The sequence below is a fragment of the Exiguobacterium sp. N5 genome, from assembly GCF_025842465.1.
In the GTDB taxonomy this organism is placed as follows: domain Bacteria; phylum Bacillota; class Bacilli; order Exiguobacteriales; family Exiguobacteriaceae; genus Exiguobacterium; species Exiguobacterium profundum.
This window is the reverse complement of record NZ_JAPAEP010000004.1, coordinates 29890-51737: the sequence shown is the minus strand read 5'-3', so window position 1 is coordinate 51737 and position 21848 is coordinate 29890. Positions and strand designations below refer to the sequence as shown.

Annotated in this window: 26 protein-coding genes; 16 read left to right on the top strand and 10 right to left on the bottom strand. The window is 46.8% G+C overall.

Features of this window, described 5'->3' with window-relative positions:
* Window positions 1-11: 11 nt before the first annotated feature.
* On the bottom strand, window positions 12-620 hold the full coding sequence (locus OKS35_RS13805; RefSeq protein ID WP_214784913.1) for a TetR/AcrR family transcriptional regulator: 609 nt from the start codon (window positions 618-620) through the stop codon (window positions 12-14).
* A 171-nt stretch (window positions 621-791) separates the two neighbouring features.
* Here OKS35_RS13805 and OKS35_RS13800 point away from each other — a divergent pair, with 171 nt between their 5' ends.
* Complete coding sequence (locus OKS35_RS13800) at window positions 792-1520, top strand: ABC transporter ATP-binding protein (RefSeq protein WP_214784911.1); 729 nt, start codon at window positions 792-794, stop codon at window positions 1518-1520.
* Window positions 1513-2526: an ABC transporter permease gene (locus OKS35_RS13795; RefSeq protein ID WP_264093271.1), complete on the top strand. Its 1014-nt coding sequence runs from the start codon at window positions 1513-1515 to the stop codon at window positions 2524-2526. The genes OKS35_RS13800 and OKS35_RS13795 overlap by 8 nt, the downstream gene beginning before the upstream one ends.
* A gap of 198 nt (window positions 2527-2724) precedes the next feature.
* Here the strand turns inward: OKS35_RS13795 and OKS35_RS13790 are convergent, their stop codons facing one another.
* Both OKS35_RS13790 and OKS35_RS13785 read right to left on the bottom strand, forming a co-directional pair.
* Window positions 2725-3348 carry a glucosaminidase domain-containing protein gene (locus tag OKS35_RS13790; protein WP_264093270.1) on the bottom strand — a complete coding sequence of 208 codons (624 nt, stop codon included), beginning with the start codon at window positions 3346-3348 and terminating at the stop codon, window positions 2725-2727.
* 145 nt (window positions 3349-3493) lie between these two features.
* The gene (locus OKS35_RS13785) at window positions 3494-4990 is read right to left on the bottom strand and encodes a DHA2 family efflux MFS transporter permease subunit (protein WP_264093269.1); all 1497 of its coding nucleotides are present in this window, start codon (window positions 4988-4990) and stop codon (window positions 3494-3496) included.
* Between the two features lie 164 nt (window positions 4991-5154).
* Between OKS35_RS13785 and OKS35_RS13780 the strand changes: the two genes are divergently transcribed.
* From OKS35_RS13780 to OKS35_RS13745, 8 genes are all read left to right on the top strand, one after another.
* Window positions 5155-6027: a TetR/AcrR family transcriptional regulator gene (locus OKS35_RS13780; RefSeq protein ID WP_196431441.1), complete on the top strand. Its 873-nt coding sequence runs from the start codon at window positions 5155-5157 to the stop codon at window positions 6025-6027.
* Between the two features lie 143 nt (window positions 6028-6170).
* Window positions 6171-7247 carry a hypothetical protein gene (locus tag OKS35_RS13775; protein ID WP_264093267.1) on the top strand — a complete coding sequence of 359 codons (1077 nt, stop codon included), beginning with the start codon at window positions 6171-6173 and terminating at the stop codon, window positions 7245-7247.
* Between the two features lie 192 nt (window positions 7248-7439).
* On the top strand, window positions 7440-8453 hold the full coding sequence (locus tag OKS35_RS13770) for a LacI family DNA-binding transcriptional regulator (protein ID WP_196431439.1): 1014 nt from the start codon (window positions 7440-7442) through the stop codon (window positions 8451-8453).
* A 202-nt stretch (window positions 8454-8655) separates the two neighbouring features.
* The gene (locus OKS35_RS13765) at window positions 8656-9957 is read left to right on the top strand and encodes an ABC transporter substrate-binding protein (protein WP_214784901.1); all 1302 of its coding nucleotides are present in this window, start codon (window positions 8656-8658) and stop codon (window positions 9955-9957) included.
* 58 nt (window positions 9958-10015) lie between these two features.
* Window positions 10016-10915, top strand: coding sequence for a carbohydrate ABC transporter permease (locus tag OKS35_RS13760; protein ID WP_015880663.1), 900 nt, complete (start codon window positions 10016-10018; stop codon window positions 10913-10915).
* Window positions 10916-10918: 3 nt separating this feature from the next.
* Window positions 10919-11848 (top strand): carbohydrate ABC transporter permease, encoded by a 930-nt coding sequence (locus tag OKS35_RS13755; RefSeq protein WP_201302255.1) that lies wholly within the window; start codon window positions 10919-10921, stop codon window positions 11846-11848.
* A 24-nt stretch (window positions 11849-11872) separates the two neighbouring features.
* Window positions 11873-13225, top strand: coding sequence for a GH1 family beta-glucosidase (locus OKS35_RS13750; protein WP_264093265.1), 1353 nt, complete (start codon window positions 11873-11875; stop codon window positions 13223-13225).
* An 86-nt stretch (window positions 13226-13311) separates the two neighbouring features.
* Window positions 13312-13557 carry a hypothetical protein gene (locus OKS35_RS13745; protein ID WP_031424613.1) on the top strand — a complete coding sequence of 82 codons (246 nt, stop codon included), beginning with the start codon at window positions 13312-13314 and terminating at the stop codon, window positions 13555-13557.
* A 98-nt stretch (window positions 13558-13655) separates the two neighbouring features.
* On the opposite strand, the gene OKS35_RS13740 is transcribed toward OKS35_RS13745, so the two are convergent.
* The 7 genes from OKS35_RS13740 to OKS35_RS13710 all read right to left on the bottom strand — a co-directional run bounded on the left by OKS35_RS13740 (window position 13656) and on the right by OKS35_RS13710 (window position 18911).
* Complete coding sequence (locus OKS35_RS13740) at window positions 13656-14234, bottom strand: hypothetical protein (protein ID WP_214784893.1); 579 nt, start codon at window positions 14232-14234, stop codon at window positions 13656-13658.
* A complete protein-coding gene (locus OKS35_RS13735) occupies window positions 14231-14557 on the bottom strand; it encodes a hypothetical protein (RefSeq protein WP_214784891.1) in 327 nt (108 codons plus the stop codon). The genes OKS35_RS13740 and OKS35_RS13735 overlap by 4 nt, the downstream gene beginning before the upstream one ends.
* 74 nt (window positions 14558-14631) lie before the next feature.
* The gene (locus OKS35_RS13730; protein WP_264093264.1) at window positions 14632-15960 is read right to left on the bottom strand and encodes a PTS sugar transporter subunit IIC; all 1329 of its coding nucleotides are present in this window, start codon (window positions 15958-15960) and stop codon (window positions 14632-14634) included.
* A 12-nt stretch (window positions 15961-15972) separates the two neighbouring features.
* A complete protein-coding gene (locus OKS35_RS13725; RefSeq protein WP_031424618.1) occupies window positions 15973-17379 on the bottom strand; it encodes a GH1 family beta-glucosidase in 1407 nt (468 codons plus the stop codon).
* 15 nt (window positions 17380-17394) lie between these two features.
* On the bottom strand, window positions 17395-17703 hold the full coding sequence (locus OKS35_RS13720; protein WP_015880671.1) for a PTS sugar transporter subunit IIB: 309 nt from the start codon (window positions 17701-17703) through the stop codon (window positions 17395-17397).
* Window positions 17700-18047, bottom strand: a complete 348-nt coding sequence (locus OKS35_RS13715) for a PTS lactose/cellobiose transporter subunit IIA (protein WP_031424619.1) — start codon at window positions 18045-18047, stop codon at window positions 17700-17702. The genes OKS35_RS13720 and OKS35_RS13715 overlap by 4 nt, the downstream gene beginning before the upstream one ends.
* Window positions 18048-18200: 153 nt before the next feature.
* Complete coding sequence (locus OKS35_RS13710; protein ID WP_214784886.1) at window positions 18201-18911, bottom strand: GntR family transcriptional regulator; 711 nt, start codon at window positions 18909-18911, stop codon at window positions 18201-18203.
* A gap of 205 nt (window positions 18912-19116) precedes the next feature.
* Between OKS35_RS13710 and OKS35_RS13705 the strand changes: the two genes are divergently transcribed.
* The 6 genes from OKS35_RS13705 to OKS35_RS13680 are packed head-to-tail and all read left to right on the top strand — an operon-like array spanning window position 19117 to window position 21846.
* Window positions 19117-19563 (top strand): hypothetical protein, encoded by a 447-nt coding sequence (locus OKS35_RS13705; RefSeq protein ID WP_264093263.1) that lies wholly within the window; start codon window positions 19117-19119, stop codon window positions 19561-19563.
* Window positions 19560-19988: a hypothetical protein gene (locus OKS35_RS13700; RefSeq protein ID WP_264093262.1), complete on the top strand. Its 429-nt coding sequence runs from the start codon at window positions 19560-19562 to the stop codon at window positions 19986-19988. Before OKS35_RS13705 ends, OKS35_RS13700 begins: the two co-directional genes overlap by 4 nt.
* Entirely contained in the window at window positions 19989-20438 is a 450-nt protein-coding gene (locus OKS35_RS13695; protein ID WP_214784880.1) for a hypothetical protein, read from the top strand.
* Window positions 20422-20892, top strand: coding sequence for a hypothetical protein (locus tag OKS35_RS13690; protein WP_264093260.1), 471 nt, complete (start codon window positions 20422-20424; stop codon window positions 20890-20892). The genes OKS35_RS13695 and OKS35_RS13690 overlap by 17 nt, the downstream gene beginning before the upstream one ends.
* Window positions 20871-21389, top strand: a complete 519-nt coding sequence (locus tag OKS35_RS13685; RefSeq protein ID WP_264093259.1) for a hypothetical protein — start codon at window positions 20871-20873, stop codon at window positions 21387-21389. The genes OKS35_RS13690 and OKS35_RS13685 overlap by 22 nt, the downstream gene beginning before the upstream one ends.
* Complete coding sequence (locus OKS35_RS13680; RefSeq protein ID WP_264093257.1) at window positions 21376-21846, top strand: hypothetical protein; 471 nt, start codon at window positions 21376-21378, stop codon at window positions 21844-21846. The genes OKS35_RS13685 and OKS35_RS13680 overlap by 14 nt, the downstream gene beginning before the upstream one ends.
* Window positions 21847-21848: the final 2 nt, after the last annotated feature.

Genomic DNA, 21848 nt, shown 5'->3' with positions numbered 1-21848 from the left:
TGCGGGAGGCTTTATTCGTTTGACTTCACACCACCAGCGACGAGCGGTCCTTCATAAGTGATCGTATAGATAATCCGGGCGATGTCTTCCGCTGTCTCTTCCGAAGACGGATTGTTTAACCACTCGTAGATGACGCCCATGTGAGCCGAAGACAGATAGGCGACGAGATATGGAGGCGGGACCAGCATCTTATCCGGATTAAACAAGGTTACAGTCGAGCGCTGAAACAAGGCGGCTTGCATAAATTTTCGAAGCTTTGCCTGGAACGTCGGATCTCCGTTCGGTCCGAGGAGCGGCTTCATGATGATTTGGTTGTCTTCGATGAAGCGAATGAACGGAATGAGGTAATGGTACGAGTTGTCGGTCCGTTCGTCTCCGAAGATGTGCGGCAACTGATGAATCAACTTCTGTTCGGCTTCCTCAAAAATTTCATCGACACATTTCTCCATCAACTCGAACTTATCCACATAGTGACTATAAAAGGTTCCCCGATTAATACCGGCCCGTTCAGTCAATTGCTTGACGGTGACGGCTTCAAATCCCTGTTCTTCAATGAGACTAAAGAAGGCATCTTTGATCAGCTTCTTCGTTCGGATGACGCGTAAGTCAGTTTGTTCCATATTATTTCTCCTTTTCCTCAACACATTCATTGCATCTGTCGGAAAACCGACACGATGACCGATATTGACGATTGTTGCCACCGTGAACGGGGACTATACTGAACATATAAACCAACACGGTGTCGATTATCTTGAGTATACACGAGGAGGCGCCGAAAAGGAGTGACAGAAATGAACATTCAACTGCAACACGTCGACAAGTCGTTCGGCGACCAACTCGCCATCGACAACATCGACTTCACCATCCCATCCGGAGAAATTTGCTGCTTGCTCGGACCATCTGGATCGGGGAAGACGACGCTCATCCGACTCATGATCGGCGCCCTCGCACCGGACGAAGGAAGTGTCCATATCGGCGAAACGAAGATGCCAAACATGGACATGCTCCAACAAATCGGATTTATGCCGCAGAACGATGGCTTGTACGAAGACTTGTCGGCCGAAGCGAACCTCGCCTTCTTCGGATCGATTTATAAGTTAGGGAAAAAGGCGCTCCAAGAACGCATCACCGAAGTGCTCAACCTTGTCGATTTAACGAACGACCGGCATAAGCTCGTCCGCAATTTTTCAGGCGGGATGAAGAAGCGTCTTTCCTTGGCCATTGCCATCCTGCATAAGCCCGATGTGTTGTTTCTTGATGAACCGACGGTCGGAATCGATCCGATTTTACGCCGACAGATTTGGGATCAGTTCCAAACGATTCGGGCGGAAGGGACGACCATCATCGTCTCGACGCACGTCATGGATGAAGTGCTCGAATGTGACCGGGCTGCGCTCGTCTATAATGGACGGTTGATCGCATATGACCATGTGCAAGATTTGCTTGACCAGACCGAGAACGGCCGCGTCGAAGAACTGTTCTTGATTGCCGGGAAAGAGGGGGTGGGTGACCATGCGTAACTTGGCGAAACGTGTCATCTTTCAGACGTTGAATGATAAACGAAGTGTCGCCTTGATTTTGATTGCGCCACTTCTCATTTTGACACTCGTCTACTTCTTACTCGGGGACTCCGACTACGTGCCGACCGTTGTCCTCGATGACAACGCACCAGAACAGCTCATCGATGCGTTTGAAGACGAGACGCTCGAAGTGGAACAGGCATCGTTCGATGATCCAAAAGTATATATCGAAGACAATGTACATGTCGATGCCGTGTTTGAAATGGGTCAGGAAGGAATGATCATCACGTTACGCGAACCTTCGACGAAGTCGTCGAAGGCGGTTGGTGAGATTCAAGATGCGTTGACGACGCTCAACCCTGCAGCTGAAATCGATACGTCATTCGTCTATGGTGAAGAAGGACAGTCGACATTCGATTCGTTCGGCTTCGTCTTCCTATCCCTCTTCTCGTTCTTCTTCGTGTTCATCCTATCTGCGATGGCACTCGTCAAAGAACGGAGTGGGGGTACACTCGAGCGACTCTTGATGACCCCAATTAAGCGAGGACAGGTCATTTTAGGATATACACTCGGATACGGTACGTTTGCGGTCGTGCAGTCGATTTTCATCGTGCTCTATTCGATTTATGTGCTCGGCTTGTCTTCGCTCGGGAATATGGCGTGGGTCATGTTGACGATGCTACTCATGGCAGGGACAGCGGTACTCTTCGGGGCGACCATCTCCGTGTTTGCCCGATCAGAACTGCAAGTCGTACAGATGATTCCGTTCACCATCATCCCGCAAGTATTCTTCTCAGGACTCATCCCGCTCGACTTGATTCCATACGGACTCGGGAACTTGAGTTACGTCATGCCAATCTTCTACGGAGCGACAGCAATCAAGGAAGTCATGGTGTACGGAAGTGGCTTTTCAGGCATCTGGGTATATTTACTCGGTTTGATTCTCTATGCAGGTGTCTTGTACCTCTTGAATATGCGGGCGCTTGGGAAGTATCGGGGGCATTGAGTTATATAAACGTTAGCGAAGGCTGTGGTACTTATAGAGTGCCATGGCTTTGTGTTCATCCACAAAAAAAGCACTCGGACCATTGTCCGAAATGCTCATTAGCGTTTGAGTAACAACATCACGCCGGTCACGAATAATGCGATTCCGCTCGCGAGTCTAACTTGTTTGCACGTCACGTTCTTTCACCCCTACATTTCCTCATCGTTTTGCTTTAGCGACACGTTTTGGTGTTTTCGACATTTCTTGATAAATCGAAAGAATCTCGGTCCCGTAATTTCCTTTCGGCTGCATGGCCCATTTTTGGTGAAGAGATGGCCACGTTTTCGCAGAGCCTCGCTTGACGAGATGGAAGCGTGGGTCGACTTGTTTTGTATTCAGTGCATCGTGTGAGGCGTATGCCTTTAAATGCTGAACTTGAGCAGTCACGCCTTGATGCGGTGAACGGAAATAGTGACCTTTTACGCCATTCCCAGTCGTCCCGATTCCGGAATAGTTATGTTGTTCAGGGAGTACATCGCCACCATATCGAAAGTAGCCTGTCTCTTTCAGTGCTTGAGCGAACGCGACATCCCCACGAACACCTTCCTTAGCGCCGATGATGACGAAGAGGTTCGCCAAGTCTTCGACCGACGTTTGTACTAGCCGGACATCACGAGGATTCTTCTTTTTTACGTAATCCGCCATTTGTTGCGGAGTCAAAGCCGATACTCCCATAATAGCACGATTCTGCTTCTTCGGGGCCGCCTCAACGATTGATCCAGTCGAGAGAAAAGAAGATGTGATCAGAAGAAATACAATCATCAAGCTAAACACTTTTTTCATCATATGTACCCTCCTAAACGAATCATATCCATTGAGAAATAATACCATATTAGGATTAAATTTTAATTTCAGATTTATTTATGAAGGAAATGAGAAATTAAAAAAAGCCGCTCTGAATTCAACATTCAAAGCGGCTTCTCAACATTTAATTTGCTTGTTTCAATTCTTCAACAGTCTCTACTTGATCATCGAACTTCCGCACATCCACTCGTTTTACGAAGAACGCAAGGACGAGCGCCAAGAGGTTCATCCCAAGTGCGACATAAAATGAATATTGAATCCCAGATAAGAGGGCTTGCTGAGTGATGGCACCCATCGAACTCTCTGTGAGTGTCGCAGGATCGACTCCTGTCATCAATGATTCAGCTTCCGTACGTGTCACCGAGTTCATGATGGTGACGAGGACTGCCGTACCAATCGCACCAGATACTTGTTGGGCCGTGTTGTTGATGGCCGTTCCGTGTGGATTGAGGCGAGTCGGTAACTGGTTGAGTCCATTAGTCATAATCGGCATCATAACCATCGACATCCCAAACATACGCAACGTGTACGTTAAAACGATGTACGTGTAGGTCGAATCGAGTTGGACGTTTGCGAGCATATACGTTGATACCGCGGTGATTGTCAGACCGGTAAGTGCCAATAATTTTGGCCCGAATCGGTCAAATAGTTTACCTGTGATCGGTGACATGATTCCCATGATGATCGCACCAGGGAGAAGCATGAGCCCTGAATCGAGTGGTGAGATGCCACGTACGCTTTGGACGTAAGCTGGTGTCAAAATCATACCGGAGAACATTGCGACCGCGTTGACCATCGCAATGACTGACGCGAGTGCGAACATCGGATGTTTGTAAGCACGCAAGTCGAGCAATGGTTTTTCCATATGAAGCTGGCGGTAGATGAAGGCGATCAACGAAATGGCACCGACAATCATCGTCGCCAAGACGATTGGGTTATCCCAGCCGTCCGAACTTGCTGAACTGACACCGTATAAAATCCCACCAAATCCGAGTGTCGATAAGACGAGTGACAAGTAGTCGAGAGATTGGTCTTTATTTTGGACCATGACGTTCTCTGCTTTCCAAACAGCGAGCGCGAGACCGATGATCGCGAGCGGTAAAATCATTTCGAATAAGACGCGCCAGTCATAGTACTCGACGATATAACCGGAAAGTGTCGGTCCAATCGCAGGTGCCGAGATCATGACAAGTCCGAAAATCCCCATCGCCATTCCCCGTTTTTCACGCGGGAAGCTGACGAGCATGACGTTCATTAAGAGTGGTCCCATTGTTGAGGCTCCGACGGCTTGAATCATTCGACCAGTCAACAACCAGCCAAAGTTCGGCGAGAAGGCCGCGATAGCCGTACCGATGGCGAAGATGCTCATCGAAGTAATGAACAAGCTTCGGTTTGAAAAACGAGTGATTAAATAGGCGGATGCCGGAACGAGCACCCCCGTCACGAGCATAAAGCCGGTCGCGAGCCATTGAACGGTCGAGTAGTCTGCAATTTCGAGATCGACCATGATCGATGGGAGCGCGACGTTCAGTAATGAGTTGTTTAAAAATGCGATGAATGCACCCGCAAAGAGCACCGCCAACATGACGTAAGGCGGTTTCTTTTGGAATTCTGGTTTCATATGGATGGCTCCTTTATTTTCTAAATAGTTATGTGTTGGTAAGTGTCGATGAAATGATTTTATACCCGTTGTATAAATAAAGCAACCATTTTGTACTATTAGTCTAAAAAGGTTTTCGGTGCTATAGTAAAGGTACAAACTAGACAGAACGGAGTCAGGAAAATATGAAAGAGAAAAAGAGAAAAGTTGCCGATATTGCCATGTCTCTCTTCATCGAAAATGGGGTACAGCACACATCGGTGCAAGAGATCATCGACCGCGCTAATATCTCCAAAGGGACGTTTTATAATTACTTCTCATCGAAGACGGATTGTGTCGCTAGTATCCTCGAGAACTTACGATATGATGCAGGGCAACGCCGAATCGAAATGCAGATGGGGCGGGATAAGCGAGATCGTGACGTCTTCATCGAACAGATTTCGATATTGATTCAATTGAACGAAGAGCGAAACTTGCACGCGTTATTTGAATCGATCATGTCGTCGAACGAGAATGAATTGAAGAAGCTTGTACTTCAACATCGCATTTATGAAATCGAGTGGATTGCGATGCGTTTGACGGAAATCATCGGAGAGTCCGTCAGACCGTATTCGATGGAATTGACGGTTCTCTTCAACGGAATGTTGCAACATATCTTGTTTACGAACCGCATCACGAATGCTGCCTACTCTCCTCAAAAAGTCGTCCGAAGCTTATACACGTATGTCGAATTGATTGCCGCTCGGATGATGGAGACAGGAGAGCACGTCTTGAACCCGGTCACGGTCGATCAAATGCGTGGGACGACAGATAAACATCTCATAACAATCGAGGAATTGATCGAGATGGCTACTCGCATCGAAGAGCATGTCGACATGACGGAAGAACAGCGAGATTTGTTCGATGCGATTTCGTTCGAACTTAAACAAGAGCGTCTTCGGAAAATCGTGTTAGAGCAATTGTTAAAGCCATTCCAACGGCTATTTAAAGGCGTGACAGGCGAGACAGAAGTACAAAAGTTCACGAATCTCGTGTGGTTGTATACGCGGACACATTAAAAATCATCCAATATTTCTGGATGGTTTTTTTATTTTTCAATATAAAAGATAGAACAATTGTAGGTTCGTATGGGAAATATGGGTAATAATTAGTGATGGATAATGTTGAAGATGAAAGCGATTGAAGATGGGAGGAATTGAATATGCTAGAAAGTGTGATTGCATTTACTGCAATCGCTCTACTAATAGGTGGAGCGGCATATGGTCTCTATTCTGTATTTCGTTATTTTATCAAAAAGGATATCACTTCATTCCCTATCATATTAGGGGGCTCGATTTTTCTCGCAGGTGTTTGGTTGATCTTCATACTCGGAATTCTTGAAACAAATAATCAAGAAGCGGCTACTGATTTTGAAGAAGAGAGCACAGTAGCAGTTACAGAGGACGAGAGTGAACCTGAACCGGTAATTGAAGAAGAGGTCGAAGAAGTTCAAGAACCTTCTGTGGAAGAGTTTTTACAAGACGTTCAGCCTGAGGAACCAATATCGAACTATAAGGAGTACATGGAATTTTATGAATTACAAATTAACCGAGGATATACTGCTTATGGTCTAGAGTTTGATGAAGTCACAATCGAGAATCGAAACATAATCGTGGTATACGACGCAGACTCAATTATCGAAGTAGGTGTGAATAAAGATTTAGATCAAGTAAAAAATGATCATGTCAAAAGGATTCAAGAAGACTTGACGACAACAATAAGTGGATCAGGAGATACAGGCACAGATAACATAGAATTGGTAGAAGGGTTTGCAGTATTTGAGATGCAGTATGACGGTACAGACTATTTTTCAGTCACTTTAGAAGATATTGATGGCAACATGGTAGATTTATTAGCGAATGACGTTGGGAATTATAAAGGAAAATCATTTGTTTGGATTCAGAATACTGAAGATTATTTCATGAACATAAAAGGGAGCAACGGTAACTGGAACATTAAAGTAATGCAATATTACCCTTCAGATTTAAAAACACTGCCTGGTAAAATCTCAGGATCAGGAGATGACGTGATTTTCTTTGAGGTAGAAAAAGGGTCATATCAGGTTGAAATGAGTCACAATGGAGAAGGGTATTTTTCAATTTTTGTTAACCAACAAGACTTGTTAGCAAATGAAGTAGGAAATTACGAAGGTTCTCAACGTCATACATTTGCAGACACGGATCTCTACGTATTTGTTGTAAAAGCAGATGGAGATTGGAGTATCAACGTTAAAGACTAGTTAAATTAAAACTGATAACGAAATAGTTTAACTTGGACACAGGTATGACAAAATTCTTCCCTTTACAGTAATATAGAAGAAACAAGGAATGGAAAAAAGAATCAAAAAGTTTCCTCGAAAAAGAATTGATTCCTACAAATCCATACGCTACAATCAAATTACCGAAAGCGCTTTCGGGAAGAGGAGAATGACATGGGTACGATTTATGATTTAGCCAAAAAAACAGGATTCTCAATCACGACAGTGTCCAAAGCGTTGAACAATTATAAAGACGTGAGTGACAAGACGAGAGCGAAGATTCTTCAAGCCGCTGCTGAGATGGACTACTTGCCGAACGCACATGCCCAGTCGTTATCGACGAAAAAATCATGGGCGATTGGGGTCATGTTCTCAGAGGCGAATGAAGTCGGGATGAAGCACCCGTTCTTTAACGGAATCATCGAAAGTTTTCGTCACGCGACAGAGGAGCAGGGCTACGATTTAATTTTCGCCTCGCGGAATCTGCGCAATCGTGACATGAGTTACCTCGAACATTTTAAACACCGTGCGGTCGACGGCATCGTCGTCATCTGCTCGGACCGAATGGATGAGCAAGTTCAAGAGCTCATGCGAAGCGACATCCCGATCGTCGTCGTGGATATGGACAGCGCCAACTGTAGCGTCGTTTATTCCGATAATATCGAAGGGGCGCGTCTCGCCGTGAATTATCTCTATGAACTCGGTCACCGAAAAATTGCCCACATCGCTGGGGATGAAACGATTGACGCTGGAGCGGCACGAATCAAAGGATATGAACTTGCGATGCAAGAGCTGGACCTTCCGATTCGACCAGGCTACCTCGTCAACGCCGGTTTCTTCTCGGTTGAGGAAGGGAAACAAGCGATGGAACAATTGCTTGAACTAGACGATCAACCGACTGCAGTCTTTGTGGCCGGGGATCAAATGGCAATCGGTGTCATCGAAGCCATTCACGAGCACGGTCTTCATGTCCCAAATGACATCTCTGTCATCGGATATGATGACATTGAAATGATTCAATACATCACGCCGAAACTGACCACGATTCGCCAAGATACGGACGAAATCGGAGAAGCGGCAGCAGAACTTTTACTTGAACAAATGACCGCGAAAGAGCGACTCACTGAACGTCGCGTCATTCCGGTACGCTTAGTCGAACGGGCATCCTGTGCACCGGTCAAACAGTGATTTATAGCCAATGATGTTTCGAAGTCGCTCTCTTTTCCTCAGTGGATGGAGAGGGGAGCGCGATTTCGAAATTCATTTTTGAAAGAAATCGAAACCGCTTTCGATATTTTATTTCGACGAGAAAGAAAGCGCTTTCGATAATTTTAAACCTCTTTTTGCAAGCGCTTTCTACTATTACTTATAAAAAGGATGGGAACAACACATGCGTAAATTAGTCAGCTTACTCACACTCGGAGCACTTTCAGTTGGCGTCTTGAGCGGTTGCTCAGACAGCGAAGGCGGAGCTTCTGAATCAAAAGATGACGTCTTAAAAGTTTGGTCATTTACGGACGAATTAAAAGAACCAATTAAAACATATGAAGAGAAGAACGGTGTCAAAGTTGAATTGACTATCGTCCCGATCGCGGACTATCCAACGAAATTGAAGCCAGCACTTGAGAGTGGCGTCGGCGCACCGGACGTCTTCACGGGAGAAATCGCATTCCTTAAACAATGGGTTGATGCAGGTTATTGGGAAAACCTTTCGGACGAGCCATACAGTGTCGATGAAATCGCAGACAACTACGTCCCGTACGTGTTTGACCTCGGGAAAGATAAAGATGGAAACGTTCGCGCTCTTTCATGGCAAACGACACCAGGTGGCGTTTACTACAAACGTAGCTTAGCAAAAGAAGTACTTGGTACAGACGACCCGACTGAAATCGGTGAAATGATGAGCTCGATGGACGGTGTCTTCGAAGTTGCTGAGAAGATGAAACAAAAAGGATACAAGATGTTCCCGGACGAAGGTGCGATCCGTTGGTTCTCACAAGGAGCAAACCCAGAAGCGTGGGTCAACGATAAAAACGAACTCGTCTTGACAGAAGATAAGATCAACTACATGGACTATGCGAAAGAACTTCGTGAGAAGCAATACACTGCGCTCGCACCAGAATGGTCACCATCATGGTTCGAAGGAATGGATAAGCCAATCAAAGTGAAAGAGAACGGAAAAGAAACAGAGACACAAGTCTTCTCATACGTCCTCCCAACATGGGGTCTCCACTCTGTATTAAAAGAGAACGCGAAAAAGTCTGCAGGTGACTGGGCTGTCACAAGCGGACCAAGCCCATACTTCTGGGGCGGTACATGGCTCGGAGTCTATGAAGGATCGAAAAACAAAGAAGCCGCTTACGACTTCGTAAAACTCATGACACAGGATGAAGAATTCTTGACAGATTGGGCACAAGAGACAGGCGACGTACTTGCGTTCAACCCGGTCACAGACAAGATCAAAGACGACTTCAGCGATGAGTTCCTCGGCGGACAAAACAACTATGAGTTCTTCCTCGATGAAGCAGATGAAATCACACCAGGTATCGTCACGAAATACGACCAACAGCTCGATACACTTTATGGTGCATCTGTCCTTCAGTATGTAGAAGGGAAAAAGTCAAAAGAAGAAGCGATTGAAGAGTTCAAAAAACAAGCGAAGAACGCTTACCCAGACATCGTTGTAGACTGACGATGACCAACACGAGGGGGGAGCTCCCCCCTCGGTTCTTATGGAAGGAGAAATACACGTGAAAAAACTAGATCGTTACGGCTATCTGTTCATCGCCCCGTTCTGGGTCGTCTTCTTGACATTCAGCATCTATCCGGTCCTCTTAACGCTTTATTATAGCTTCACGAACTATACGGGGAGCCCGGGTGAAGAGGTCGTCGGGTTTGCGAACTACACACGGTTGTTGACGGATACGTACTTTATCGAGGCGTTTTTCAACACCATCAAAATTTGGGGAATTAACTTCGTCTTGCAGATTGGATTGGCGCTTCTCTTGGCGCTCATCTTCTCTGATCTCCGTTTGAAGTTAAAAGGACTATCGTTCTTCCGCTCGTTCTTCTATCTTCCAAACTTGATCACGATCAGTTCGGTCGCGCTCTTGTTCGGTATTTTACTCGACTGGCAGCACGGTTCACTCAACATGGTGTTGATGAAAATCGGCTTGATTTCGGATCCGATCAACTGGTTGGCAGAACCGGTGACGGCACAGTTATCCGTTTCACTCATCTTGACATGGATGTGGTTCGGACATTCCTTCATCATCGTCATGGCAGGGGTATCAGGCATCTCGACAGATTACTTCGAAGCCGCTCACATTGACGGTGCGAACCGTTGGCAGATGTTTACGAAAGTGACGTTGCCGCTCTTGAAACCAATTCTTCTCTACATCATGATCACGTCACTCATCGGTGGACTCCAGTTGTTCGACCTTCCGATGTTGATTACAGACGGGATCGGTTCACCAGACGGTTCGTTGAACACGATGGTGCTTTACTTGTACAACCAAGCCTTCAAGTATAACAACTATGGCTATGCGTCAGCGGTCGCTTACGGCCTATTCTTGATCACGCTGATCTTCTCGGCGGTCGTCTTCAAGGGTATGTTCCGCAAAGAGCGCGCGACACAGAAGGGGGCGTAAGCAATGGAACAAAATGCGGAATCACGGCGAATGCTTCCAGATAGCGAAGCGCAGCCGAAACGGAAAGAGGAGCGTCCGCTTAAAGTGGCGCCGCCTTCTAAGAAGAAAACGAATAAGCGATTCGCACGAGGTTTGATTTATACAGGGCTCATCCTTCTCGCGATTATCTGTTTCATTCCGTTCTTGATGATGATTGTCAACGCGACCCGGACGAATGGAGAAATCATGGCTGGGTTCTCACTTCTTCCGGGGACGGCGCTCGCAGACAACTATGCGACGCTTAGCGAATACATCAACATTTGGAACGGCTTCAAGAACAGCCTGATCATCTCTGTATCGGTGACGGTCTTGTCTGGTTACTTCTCAGCCCTAACGGCTTACGGCTTTACGTTCTATAACTTTAGAGGGAAAAATGCGATGTTCATCTTCATGCTTGTCATGATGATGGTGCCAGCGCAACTCGGACTCATTGGATTCTATGAAATCTCAAAAACGCTCGGTATTTTGGACACGTTCATTCCATTGATTGTCCCAGCGATTGCAACACCGTTCACCGTCTTCTTCATCCGTCAATATACGCAAGCGACGCTTCACATCAGTTTGATTGAAGCGGCACGGATTGACGGTGCGAGCGAGCTACGTATTTTCCACACAATCGCACTTCCAATGATGATGCCAGCGATTGCAACGATGTCGATTTTCACGTTCATCGGCTCATGGAACAACTACTTGATGCCACTTGTCCTCTTGTTCTCGCCTGAGAAATACACGTTGCCTGTATTGATGGGCTTCTTGAAAGGATCACAAGTCGCAGAGAACCTTGGCTCGCTTTACCTGGGCATTGCGATCTCGGTCGTACCGATCATGATTGCCTTCTTGTTCCTCTCGAAGTACATCGTCAGCAGTATTTCGGCAGGTGCTGTCAAAGAATAAATATAGAGAAAAGAGGAAAACACTATGCATTTTAAGAAAGACTTCGTATTCGGGACAGCCACGTCCTCGTACCAAATTGAAGGCGCACATAACGAAGGAGGCCGTACTCCTTCCATCTGGGATATGTTCTGTGACATCGACGGGCGCGTGTTTAAAAAGCATAACGGCGATGTCGCATGTGACCACTACCATCGTTACGAGGAGGACATCCAGCACATCAAAAAGCTAGGTGTCGACACGTATCGATTCTCCATCGCGTGGCCACGCATCTTCCCTGCCAAGGGAGAGTACAACCCAGAAGGAATGGCGTTCTACAAAAACTTGGCGCTGCGTCTACGTGAAGAAGGAATCAAACCAGCCGTCACGATTTATCACTGGGACCTTCCGATGTGGGCTCACGAAGAAGGTGGCTGGGTCAACCGTGAATCGGTCGACTGGTTCCTCGATTATGCGAAAGTCTGTTTTGAAGAGCTCGATGACATCGTCGACTCTTGGATTACCCACAATGAGCCTTGGTGTGCCGGCTTCCTCGGCTACCACGTCGGTGTTCATGCACCGGGTCATCGTGACATGAACGAAGCGGTGCGCGCCGTGCACCACATATTGTTATCGCACGGAAAAGCGGTCGAGTTGTTGAAGCGAGAGATGACGTCCATGACCCCGATCGGCATCACGCTCAACTTGTCACCGATGTACGCGAAGACGGATTCTGCGAATGATCGCCTTGCGATGAACAATGCCGACGGGTATTCGAATCGCTGGTTCCTCGATCCGGTCTTCAAAGGTGAGTATCCAGTCGATATGATGAACTTGTTCTCCAAATATGTGCATAACTTCGATTTCATCCAACCGGGTGATATGGAGACGATTTCGACATCTTGCGACTTCTTCGGCATCAACTTCTACAGCCGCGGCATTGTCGAGTTCAACGCAGCAAACGATTTCTTGAAGGCAGACGCTTACTCGGACTACGAGAAGACGGGCATGGGCTGGGATATCGCCCCGAACGAATTCAAAGACCTGATCCGTCGTTTACGCGCCGAGTATACTGACCTTCCGATCTACATCACAGAGAACGGCGCCGCATTTGACGACGTGCTGGAAAATGGCGAAGTCCATGACGATAACCGGATCGACTACGTCCGCCAGCACCTCGAAGCCGTCTCCGATTTGAACGATGAAGGCATGAACATTCAAGGCTACTACCTCTGGTCGCTCATGGACAACTTCGAATGGAGCTTCGGTTATGAGAAGCGCTTCGGCATTCTTTATATCGACTTTGAGACACAGGAGCGCATTTGGAAAGACAGCGCGAAGTGGTATGCCGGTGTCATCGCCGACCATAAAGCCAAACACGCGGATAGCGTCGAGGCGTAACATGCATCCATCCCCACCGCTACGGGGATGGATTTTTTGTGTGGAATGCTATCTTTTTGGGAACGAAGATAGGGGAGGGGTGTTCTATGAAACGTGAGTTTGCGACATATGAAGTGACGGGATATGACGACCTTGGGAAAATCAAATTCGTTCATTTGAGAGAAGGCGAGTTTGTGTTGCCCGTTGAGATCAAGGGAGATGACTTACGAAAAATCAAGAAGATGATGGAGCTCAATCCAGGTGTGACCGTGATTATTCATGCGGCTATTGATCAGAGACGGATGCGGTTGCTTGAAGTGGAGGGCTATTCGCTCCGGAAAGAGGATACGTAAAACGCTAGCACTGAAAAAGGGCTGGCGTTTGTTTACATAGATTGGGCAACGAAACGCCAAGATAAATCTCACGATTCACTCGTGATGACGCACAAAAGTCACCGACCATGAAACGGTTCGGTGACTTCGTTGGATTGACTGATGCGTTTGACTCTTTTCAATACGTCCCGTTTCGGTAAATTCGGGTAATCATGCTGGATGCGTTCGACGCAGGACACGATGGTTTCGGTTCGTAACAGGTGGATGATCTGCTGATCGATTGAATCAAGTTCAAGAGGTACGTCTTCTTTCGAATTCTCACGATTTAGCCAAAATGATGCACCGAATAAGTGTACGAATACAATCGCCATGACGGTGAGCGTCGATAAATCGATAGACGGAAAGAGTGTCAGTACGACGTATAGACTGATTCCGCTCACTGCTCCGTGCAGAATGGTGTCGATTAGACGCGGTACGTTCGCATGACCAAACGAGCGTAACGCTCCCGTTAACCCATCAACGAACAAACTGAGGATTGTCGACAATAGATAGAAACAACCGAGCATCGCGAGAGTCGATAAGATTCGGAACACTGTGTCTTCAAGCAGATAGATGATAATCAAATCGACGATCAATAGCGGGGCGAGGGCGAGCGCTAAAATCAATGCGCCCCAACCGAGTCCAGTCACAGCCTTCATGAGACATGTGCCCGATATCGTCCAAGTGCGATGATGGCACAGAAGAGACAGACCGTATGGATTACGACCCCGATAAGCATGGCATATGGCAAAATCGATTGGAAGCCAAGACCGAATGCGAGGGCGGCGCTCGATAAAATTAGAAAGCTCGGTGTATAGTTTCGGACGGTTGTTTTCTGCTTATTCGCATGTACCATAAAGTATCCCGCAATGAGTAAAAAGACAGGAAACAACATGATGGGGTAGACCGATTGAAGCAACAGTCCGAGTAATCCGGACAGACCAGCGATAACGGCGAATATAGAAGGATAGTATGCTTTCAAATTTCCAACTCCTTTACTTTTTTCCCTAAATATAACAGCCCTCCTCATTATTGAGAAGGGCTGTCGTTTTTGTTTCAGGCTGATGCTTGATCAGAGCCATCTTGTGCTTTCAATTCTTCACCGTACGAAACGCGGTCTTGAATGCGAACGAACGGAAGGTAGACGGCAACGGCCATGGCGATTGTTGCAATCTGTAAGAGGGCAGCGCGCCATCCGCCAATCAAGAATCCAGAGATGACTGGAGGTGTCGTCCATGGTACTTGAAGCGCGTTGAATGGCTCGACCCAACCCCAAAGGATGGCAAAGTAGACCATGAATGAAGCGATGGCTGGCACGACGACGAATGGGACGAACATGATCGGGTTGAAGACGATTGGCATCCCGAAGATGACCGGCTCATTGATGTTGAAGATACTTGGTGCAAGTGACAACTTCCCAAGCTGCTTCAAGTGTGCCGAGCGTGCAACGATTAAGACGGCAATGATGAAGCCGATTGTGATTCCTGATCCACCGAGTTTCGTGAACACGTCGAGGAATTGAATCGTAACGATTTTTGCGTTCTCGCCAGCGACGAGCGTACCACCAGCATCGAGGATGGCTTGGTTTTGAAGTGCATTCGCTGTGAGAAGTGGTCCCATGATTCCCATGAGGATTGCGGCACCGTGAATCCCACACCACCACATGACGGACATGAGCACCATGATGATGACGGCTCCAGCGAGTGTGTCTGTCAAGTTTTGAAGTGGTGCTTGAAGCACATCATAGATGACTTCTGTGAACGTACGCTCTGCAACCGCTTGGAAAATCGCAAACGTCGCAACGGCGAGCGAGATGATCGCTAAACCAGGAACAAGTGCAGAGAATGAGTTCGATACGCCTGGCGGGACACCGTCTGGCATTTTAATGCTGATCCCGCGCTTGATGAACTGCGAGTAGATGAATCCGACTGTCAATCCGACGATGATGGCAGCGAGGACACCTTGTCCACCTGTCCATACTTTTGGAATGACGCCACCGACGAATTCCCCAGATTCAGACAAGACAGAAGCTTGTGTGATGATGAGGAACGAGATGATTCCGAGGATACCAGCTGGCACGCCTTCAATCTTTTCGTTCTTGACGTATGAGTAAGCGATTCCAAAAACACCGATTAAAGCAAGGATGTCAAACGTCGCACCGACGACTTGCGTGAGCGGGAGTGACCAGTCTGCTCCAAATAGACCTGACATGAAGTCAGCCCAGCCTGGAATCGGTAACGCCAGGATGAGGAGGAACAACGATCCGATGATCGTCATCGGCATCGTGAGGATGAACCCGTCCTTAATCGCAAGGACGGGCTTGGCGTTCGCGAAGCGAACAAAAGCAGGGGTGAACTTTTCAAATACTCTTTCTAAGCGGCTCATAGGGGAACCTCCTTATAGGTCTTCAGCGCGCGTAGCGATGATCTCTTTATACCAATGGAACGACTGTTTCTTCTTCCGTGCGAGACCGTTGTTGTGGTCGACATAGATGAAGCCGTATTGTTTCTTATAACCGTTCAACCAGCTGAGTAGGTCGATTGCAGACCAAGCATAGTAACCGGCAACGTTGATGCCTTGTTGAACAGCGTGTTTGACTGCACGAAGGTGTCCTTCGATGTACTCAATCCGTGGCGTGTCCATGATCTCACCGTCGACGATTGGGTCGACATCACCGAGACCGTTCTCTGTGATATAGATTTTGACGTCGCCGTAACGATCTTTCAGCATGTGCATCCCAGCGAGGAACGCTTCCGGTGAGATCTCCCAATCCCACTTCGTATATACTTTGTCATCCATCTTGACCGTCTTGTAGACGCCATCGAATGATGGGTTACCCGGACGACCTGTCGAGTTCTCACGTCCACCGGCCATGACGAGCGCCGAGTCATTCTTCATGACGCGCTGCGGGCTGTAGTAGTTGAGACCGATAAAGTCGTTCATCGGAGCGGTACGTTTCAAGACGTCGAGTTCTTCCTCTGTCATTTCAGGAAGGAGACCTTGTTCATGTAAACCGTTCACGACGTACTCTGGATATTCACCTTTCAAGATCGGGTCATAGAACCAATGTGTCGCATAAGCATTCGCATGCATTTCGGCAAACTTGTTCTCCTCTGCGTCATCGATACTGAACGCCGGGTTGAACACGTGTGTGATCCCGATTTCGCCAGTGTGACCGTTTTGTTTGAAGAGCTCAACGGCACGGGCGTGAGCGACGAAGACGTTATGTGTCGTTTGGAAATAGCCTTTGACGTCGCCTTCGATACCTGGCGGGTGTGCGCCTGTTAAGTATCCAAGTGAGCAGAAGATGACCGCTTCGTTGAACGTGATCCAGTGGTTGACACGGTCACCGAACGATTGGAAGCAAGTATCTGCGAAACGGACGAATGCGTCAACTGTCTCTTTGTTCTTCCAGCCGCCTTTTTCTTCAAGTGCTTGTGGGAGGTCCCAATGGTAGAGCGTGACGAATGGGACGATGTCATGTTTCAAACATTCGTCGATCAAGTTGTTATAGAACTCGAGTCCTTTTTCGTTCACTTCACCCGTACCGTTCGGGAAGATACGCGGCCATGAGATGGAGAAACGATACGATTCGAGTCCCATCTCCGCCATGAGCGCGATATCTTCTTTATAACGATGGTAATGGTCGACTGCGACGTCGCCGTTTGTGTTTTCAAATGTCTTACCAGGAATTTTCGAGAAGACGTCCCAGTTCGAGAGGCCTTTCCCGTCCTCGTTCCATGCGCCTTCGACCTGGTAAGAGGCCGAAGCAGCGCCGAACAAGAAATCTTTAGGCATTTTCAAAGTCATCACCTCAGTTTATTTATTTACAAGTTTCAATGAGTGGTCTAATACTTTCGCACCGTTCATCATGCCGTAGTCGACTGTGTTGATGACGTCGATTGGAACACCTTTTGGTTCGCAGATTTGCTTCCCTTTTGAAAGGAGGTACTTCACTTGTGGTCCGAGAAGTGCAACGTCGATGTTGTCAACGTAAGTTTCCATCTCCGATTCTGGGTAAGCTGCGATTTCAGCTTCGATGCCACGTTCAGAGGCAACCGCTTTCATTTTTTCTACTAACATACTTGTTGACATACCTGCCGCACAGAAGAGTCCGATTTTAATCATTTTTGATCCATTCCTTTCAATTCGTTGATTTCGTTTTGCATATTCATCATATATCCAAGCATTTCTTTGACGAGAATCGTGTTCATCAAGTGATCTTGCGCATGCACCATGAGGACACCAACCGTTGCCGATTTACCTTGTGCTTCGAGCGTCACGAATTTCGTTTGAATCGCATGTGCTTCTTTTAATGTCGCGTCACCAGCAACGACTGCTGCTTCGGCTTCGTCTTTCTTTCCTTCTTGCATGAGGAGCATCGCTTGATGGTAGCTCGCTTTGGCGTCACCCGAGAGGGCGATGAGACCGAAAATATCTTCCGGTGAGATTTCGATTGTTTCAGAAACCATAATATCTCTCCTTTTTGTATGGATAAATAAAATTCATAGGTACAAATATTTTCTACACGTTGATAGTAGCACGAAAGCGTTTTCGTGTAAACCCTTTCTTTTCGAAAAAAATGCATAAAAAATGCGCACGAGAAAAGCATCTCTCGGGCGCGTTTAGGATTTGATGTTCGAGACTTTGAGCATTTTGACATGTTTAAAATGATGGATGGAACGAGAGACGTCGAAGATTTGTCCGTTCGTCAAATAGACGGTGTTGTCGACGATCAAGGCTGGGTCATTCTCGTTCAGGTCGAGCAGGTCGGCGGACTCTGAATCTAAAAAGTCTGCGTAAATGACTCGGTCGGCGAATCCGATGGCAAGTTTTTGGTCGTTTCGTAAATACGTGTAGATCGACTTTTGAACAATGTTCTCATCCAAGTAGATGACGAGCTCTTTTCGGAAGTATGAATCCTCTACCGAGAACGGGTGGTCATCGACGAGACGTAGCCGCTTCACGAAGTAGACAGGTGTCCCGATCGGGCACTTCATACGTTCGGCGACCTCATCGTTCGCCTCCGTCTGTTCGAAGTGTAAGACGCGTGTCTCGACTTTTCGACCGCTGAAGTCACTTGTGAGACCTTGGAGTTTTTCTAAATTGATGTAATCACTATTGTAATGGTCACGGACGAAGACGCCGCTCCCTTGAACTTGATAGACGTATCCTTTGTTGACGAGGATCTCGATCGCTTTTCGGACCGTGTTGCGGCTGACGCCATACTTGTTGGCATACTCATCCTCGGTCAATAATTTATTCGTATGTTGGTATACGTGATTGACGATGTCCGCTTCAATCTGACTCGCAACTTGCTTGTACTTCGGAGACATACAGTTCTACACCTTTCAAAAAAATTTGTGGGAATGAATTTGGTAACAGTATAGCAGATAACCTTTGTAAGCGGATACGTTTCGTTCGTCAATTGTTGAAAAAAGTCGAACGATTCAATGCTAGAATATTCGGAAAATGTGAAACAATGAGGACATAGAGTACGTATATAGGAGTAATGCATAAGAAGGAAAGGAAGTGCTCTAGTTGACTGAGGCACATTGGCATATGGAAGAAACAACATGGCGCAAGTCACACCTTCGGGTCGGCTATACATTATTGGTGTTTGTTGTGACGGCCATTATTTTATCTTTTTTCGGACGTTATGTCTGGTTGACGATTCCGTTCGTCTTGATTGGAATGGCCATGATTGGATTAGACGTGAAGAAGTATCGGATGCGTCGTACGCATATGAAAGATCGAGATGTCGTGAAGTTACTAAAATGGAACCTACTGTATGATTTGATCAGTTCGGGTGTTCTCGTCTCCTTGATTTCGGCTCTGCTAATCTTTCAATATGACAGTTTGATGTTAGCGATCGGATTGCTCGTATGGGGAGTAGTAAGCGATCAGATGTCACGGATGTTTCAAAAGAAGTTAAATGAACGTGTTCCGCTGTTACAGCAGTTAGATTTGGAGCGACGAAATCAATGATTGAACGGATGACACAAGAAAAAGCATGGAAGCGTTTATTCGACCAATGGATATTCGGCTTGTTTGGAACATTTGTAGTACTGATGTTACCGATCAGTTTATTAACAGATGACCTTACGTGGGGCGTGTTATATATCGCCTGTGCGCTCATTCCGCTGAACATCTTATATGTGAAGCGCTATCGAATGCGTCTGAGGTTTCAACCAGAACTGAAAGGATTGTATCGTCGTCAACTCGTTCGGGACGGGTTCAACAGTGCTGCCTTTTTCCTCGCGTTGAATCATCAATTACTGTTCGCCTCAAACGTGGCGTATGTGTGTGTCACGGTATTCATCGGTGGTGCGATGCTATGGACGTTAAACGTGAACAAACAAACGAAACAACAAGATATGGAGTATATACATTTCGACAAGGAGGCGATATAGGTGGCACAAGACGTAAAGTGGATGCGACGAATGAGACGTTATGCCGTACCCATCTTGATTCTTTATGTCACGGCCATTATTGTCGCTCTCTTATTAGAGAAAATGTGGCTCATCCCCATCATGGCGTCAGTCTCTATGATCATCGTCGTGATGGGCTATCAAGAGATGCGTATCATGTGGCGAATGACAAAACATCCGAAAGCTCATCGAATGCTTATATTCCAATACGTATTCGAATGGGTGGATGCGATTTTGTTGACGGCGCTCATGGTGACGCTTCTGACAGCGGAAGATTTTGGTCTCGTGATCGGTCTCTTTTTTGGGATATGGGGAGTACTCAGTCCGATTCGGCAGAAGTGGTTCACGAAGCAACTTAAACAAATCGATCCGGAATTACCGACGTATGAGGAAGTGATTGAAGGGAGTGTACTAAATGGACCGTCAATTTGAACTCACGATAACGCATGCCAAACAATTCGAACGGTTCTTTGGCTGGCCGGTACTCGTCATATTCCTCATTTCGTTCATCACCATGTTACGGACACAGGCGACGTGGGTCATCCCGGTCATGTTGGTCGTATCCATTGGTATGGCTTATAAAGGATATATGGAATATCGAGTCATTCGCCCTTTTGCCGAACATCAAAACGTCGTTCGGGTGTTGCGATATCGACTCGTTGACTGTTGGATTAGTGCTGTTTCGTTATTTGTGCTCTTCATCCCGATGTATGTGAACGAAGATGCCTTCATCCTGACCGGTGGGATCGTCGCCCTTTGGGGGTTAGCGAAATCGTATCGAGAGAAGAAATGGGAAGAGCGAATCCATGCGCACCAGTCAGAACTACCGACGTATGAAGAAGTGTTGGAAGGAGGAGAGAACATATGGAACTATCACCAAAAGTAAAAGCGCAAATCGACACGATTTTAAAAGTAGACCGTTTGACGAAATGGGGTGTCGGCATCATCGGCATCGGACTCGTCGTCAGTTTTTTGATTTACGCCTCGTATTGGACAATTTCGGACGGCGTTGTTTCGGGAACGTTATATGCGGTGCTCGCTGCAGTCTTGACGGGTATTTTTATACAATATCGGATGTGGCTGCGCTTTGTGACGAATCAGACGGCACGAAACCTCTTATCGTTCAAAATGATCGCGCACACGCTCGCTTTGACGGGTGTCGGGATTTATGGACTCTTTTACTTCACGAGTGAAACGACGGGCACACAATCGTTCCGTATGTTCCTCCTTTCGCAACTGACGTTTTTCGGGATTGAATACTTGGCGAAGCGGTTCGACCGCGTCATTCAATCTTATGACGAGAACTATTTGACGGATCAAGATTTAAAAGAAATTCGTGAGGTCCGTGAATACGAGAAGGAGCAACGTCGTGAACAAACGTGATCAGATGAGAGAATTAACGACATTCGATGAATCTGGGAAGTGGACTGTTAGTATGATGAGTGGGGCACTCGCACTCATGCTTTTCTTCGCTGTAGAGAAAGGGTGGATTTCGTTAGTAGGTGTATTGGTGATTTCGGAAATCGCTGCCTTACCTGCATGGAAGAAGACGTGGGACCGAGAAGCAATCAAGAAGCGCTATTTGCTATCGAGAGAAGCAAAACGACTCGCGCATTGGAACTCAATCACTGGTTTGATTGCGTACCCATTTGTCATCGTCTTTCTATATTTCACAGTTACAGGGCAGATTTCGACGCTTGCTTTCTTTGTGACGATTGCAGTGCTCATACCTAGTTCTATGATGATGCATCGATTGTATGAACAACATATGGTCCGACTTGATGAGAACTATGTCACAGAACGTGAATTAAGAGAAGAACAAAAATGGGGGAGCGCGTGACT

What these genes read in the sequence shown, in the direction of transcription:
- OKS35_RS13805 (WP_214784913.1), bottom strand. Translation starts at nt 620, where the DNA reads ATGGAACAAACTGACTTACGCGTCATCCGAACGAAGAAGCTGATCAAA.
- OKS35_RS13800 (WP_214784911.1), top strand. Translation starts at nt 792, where the DNA reads ATGAACATTCAACTGCAACACGTCGACAAGTCGTTCGGCGACCAACTC.
- OKS35_RS13795 (WP_264093271.1), top strand. Translation starts at nt 1,513, where the DNA reads ATGCGTAACTTGGCGAAACGTGTCATCTTTCAGACGTTGAATGATAAA.
- OKS35_RS13790 (WP_264093270.1), bottom strand. Translation starts at nt 3,348, where the DNA reads ATGAAAAAAGTGTTTAGCTTGATGATTGTATTTCTTCTGATCACATCT.
- OKS35_RS13785 (WP_264093269.1), bottom strand. Translation starts at nt 4,990, where the DNA reads ATGAAACCAGAATTCCAAAAGAAACCGCCTTACGTCATGTTGGCGGTG.
- OKS35_RS13780 (WP_196431441.1), top strand. Translation starts at nt 5,155, where the DNA reads ATGAAAGAGAAAAAGAGAAAAGTTGCCGATATTGCCATGTCTCTCTTC.
- OKS35_RS13775 (WP_264093267.1), top strand. Translation starts at nt 6,171, where the DNA reads ATGCTAGAAAGTGTGATTGCATTTACTGCAATCGCTCTACTAATAGGT.
- OKS35_RS13770 (WP_196431439.1), top strand. Translation starts at nt 7,440, where the DNA reads ATGGGTACGATTTATGATTTAGCCAAAAAAACAGGATTCTCAATCACG.
- OKS35_RS13765 (WP_214784901.1), top strand. Translation starts at nt 8,656, where the DNA reads ATGCGTAAATTAGTCAGCTTACTCACACTCGGAGCACTTTCAGTTGGC.
- OKS35_RS13755 (WP_201302255.1), top strand. Translation starts at nt 10,919, where the DNA reads ATGGAACAAAATGCGGAATCACGGCGAATGCTTCCAGATAGCGAAGCG.
- OKS35_RS13750 (WP_264093265.1), top strand. Translation starts at nt 11,873, where the DNA reads ATGCATTTTAAGAAAGACTTCGTATTCGGGACAGCCACGTCCTCGTAC.
- OKS35_RS13745 (WP_031424613.1), top strand. Translation starts at nt 13,312, where the DNA reads ATGAAACGTGAGTTTGCGACATATGAAGTGACGGGATATGACGACCTT.
- OKS35_RS13740 (WP_214784893.1), bottom strand. Translation starts at nt 14,234, where the DNA reads ATGAAGGCTGTGACTGGACTCGGTTGGGGCGCATTGATTTTAGCGCTC.
- OKS35_RS13730 (WP_264093264.1), bottom strand. Translation starts at nt 15,960, where the DNA reads ATGAGCCGCTTAGAAAGAGTATTTGAAAAGTTCACCCCTGCTTTTGTT.
- OKS35_RS13720 (WP_015880671.1), bottom strand. Translation starts at nt 17,703, where the DNA reads ATGATTAAAATCGGACTCTTCTGTGCGGCAGGTATGTCAACAAGTATG.
- OKS35_RS13715 (WP_031424619.1), bottom strand. Translation starts at nt 18,047, where the DNA reads ATGGTTTCTGAAACAATCGAAATCTCACCGGAAGATATTTTCGGTCTC.
- OKS35_RS13710 (WP_214784886.1), bottom strand. Translation starts at nt 18,911, where the DNA reads ATGTCTCCGAAGTACAAGCAAGTTGCGAGTCAGATTGAAGCGGACATC.
- OKS35_RS13700 (WP_264093262.1), top strand. Translation starts at nt 19,560, where the DNA reads ATGATTGAACGGATGACACAAGAAAAAGCATGGAAGCGTTTATTCGAC.
- OKS35_RS13690 (WP_264093260.1), top strand. Translation starts at nt 20,422, where the DNA reads ATGGACCGTCAATTTGAACTCACGATAACGCATGCCAAACAATTCGAA.
- OKS35_RS13685 (WP_264093259.1), top strand. Translation starts at nt 20,871, where the DNA reads ATGGAACTATCACCAAAAGTAAAAGCGCAAATCGACACGATTTTAAAA.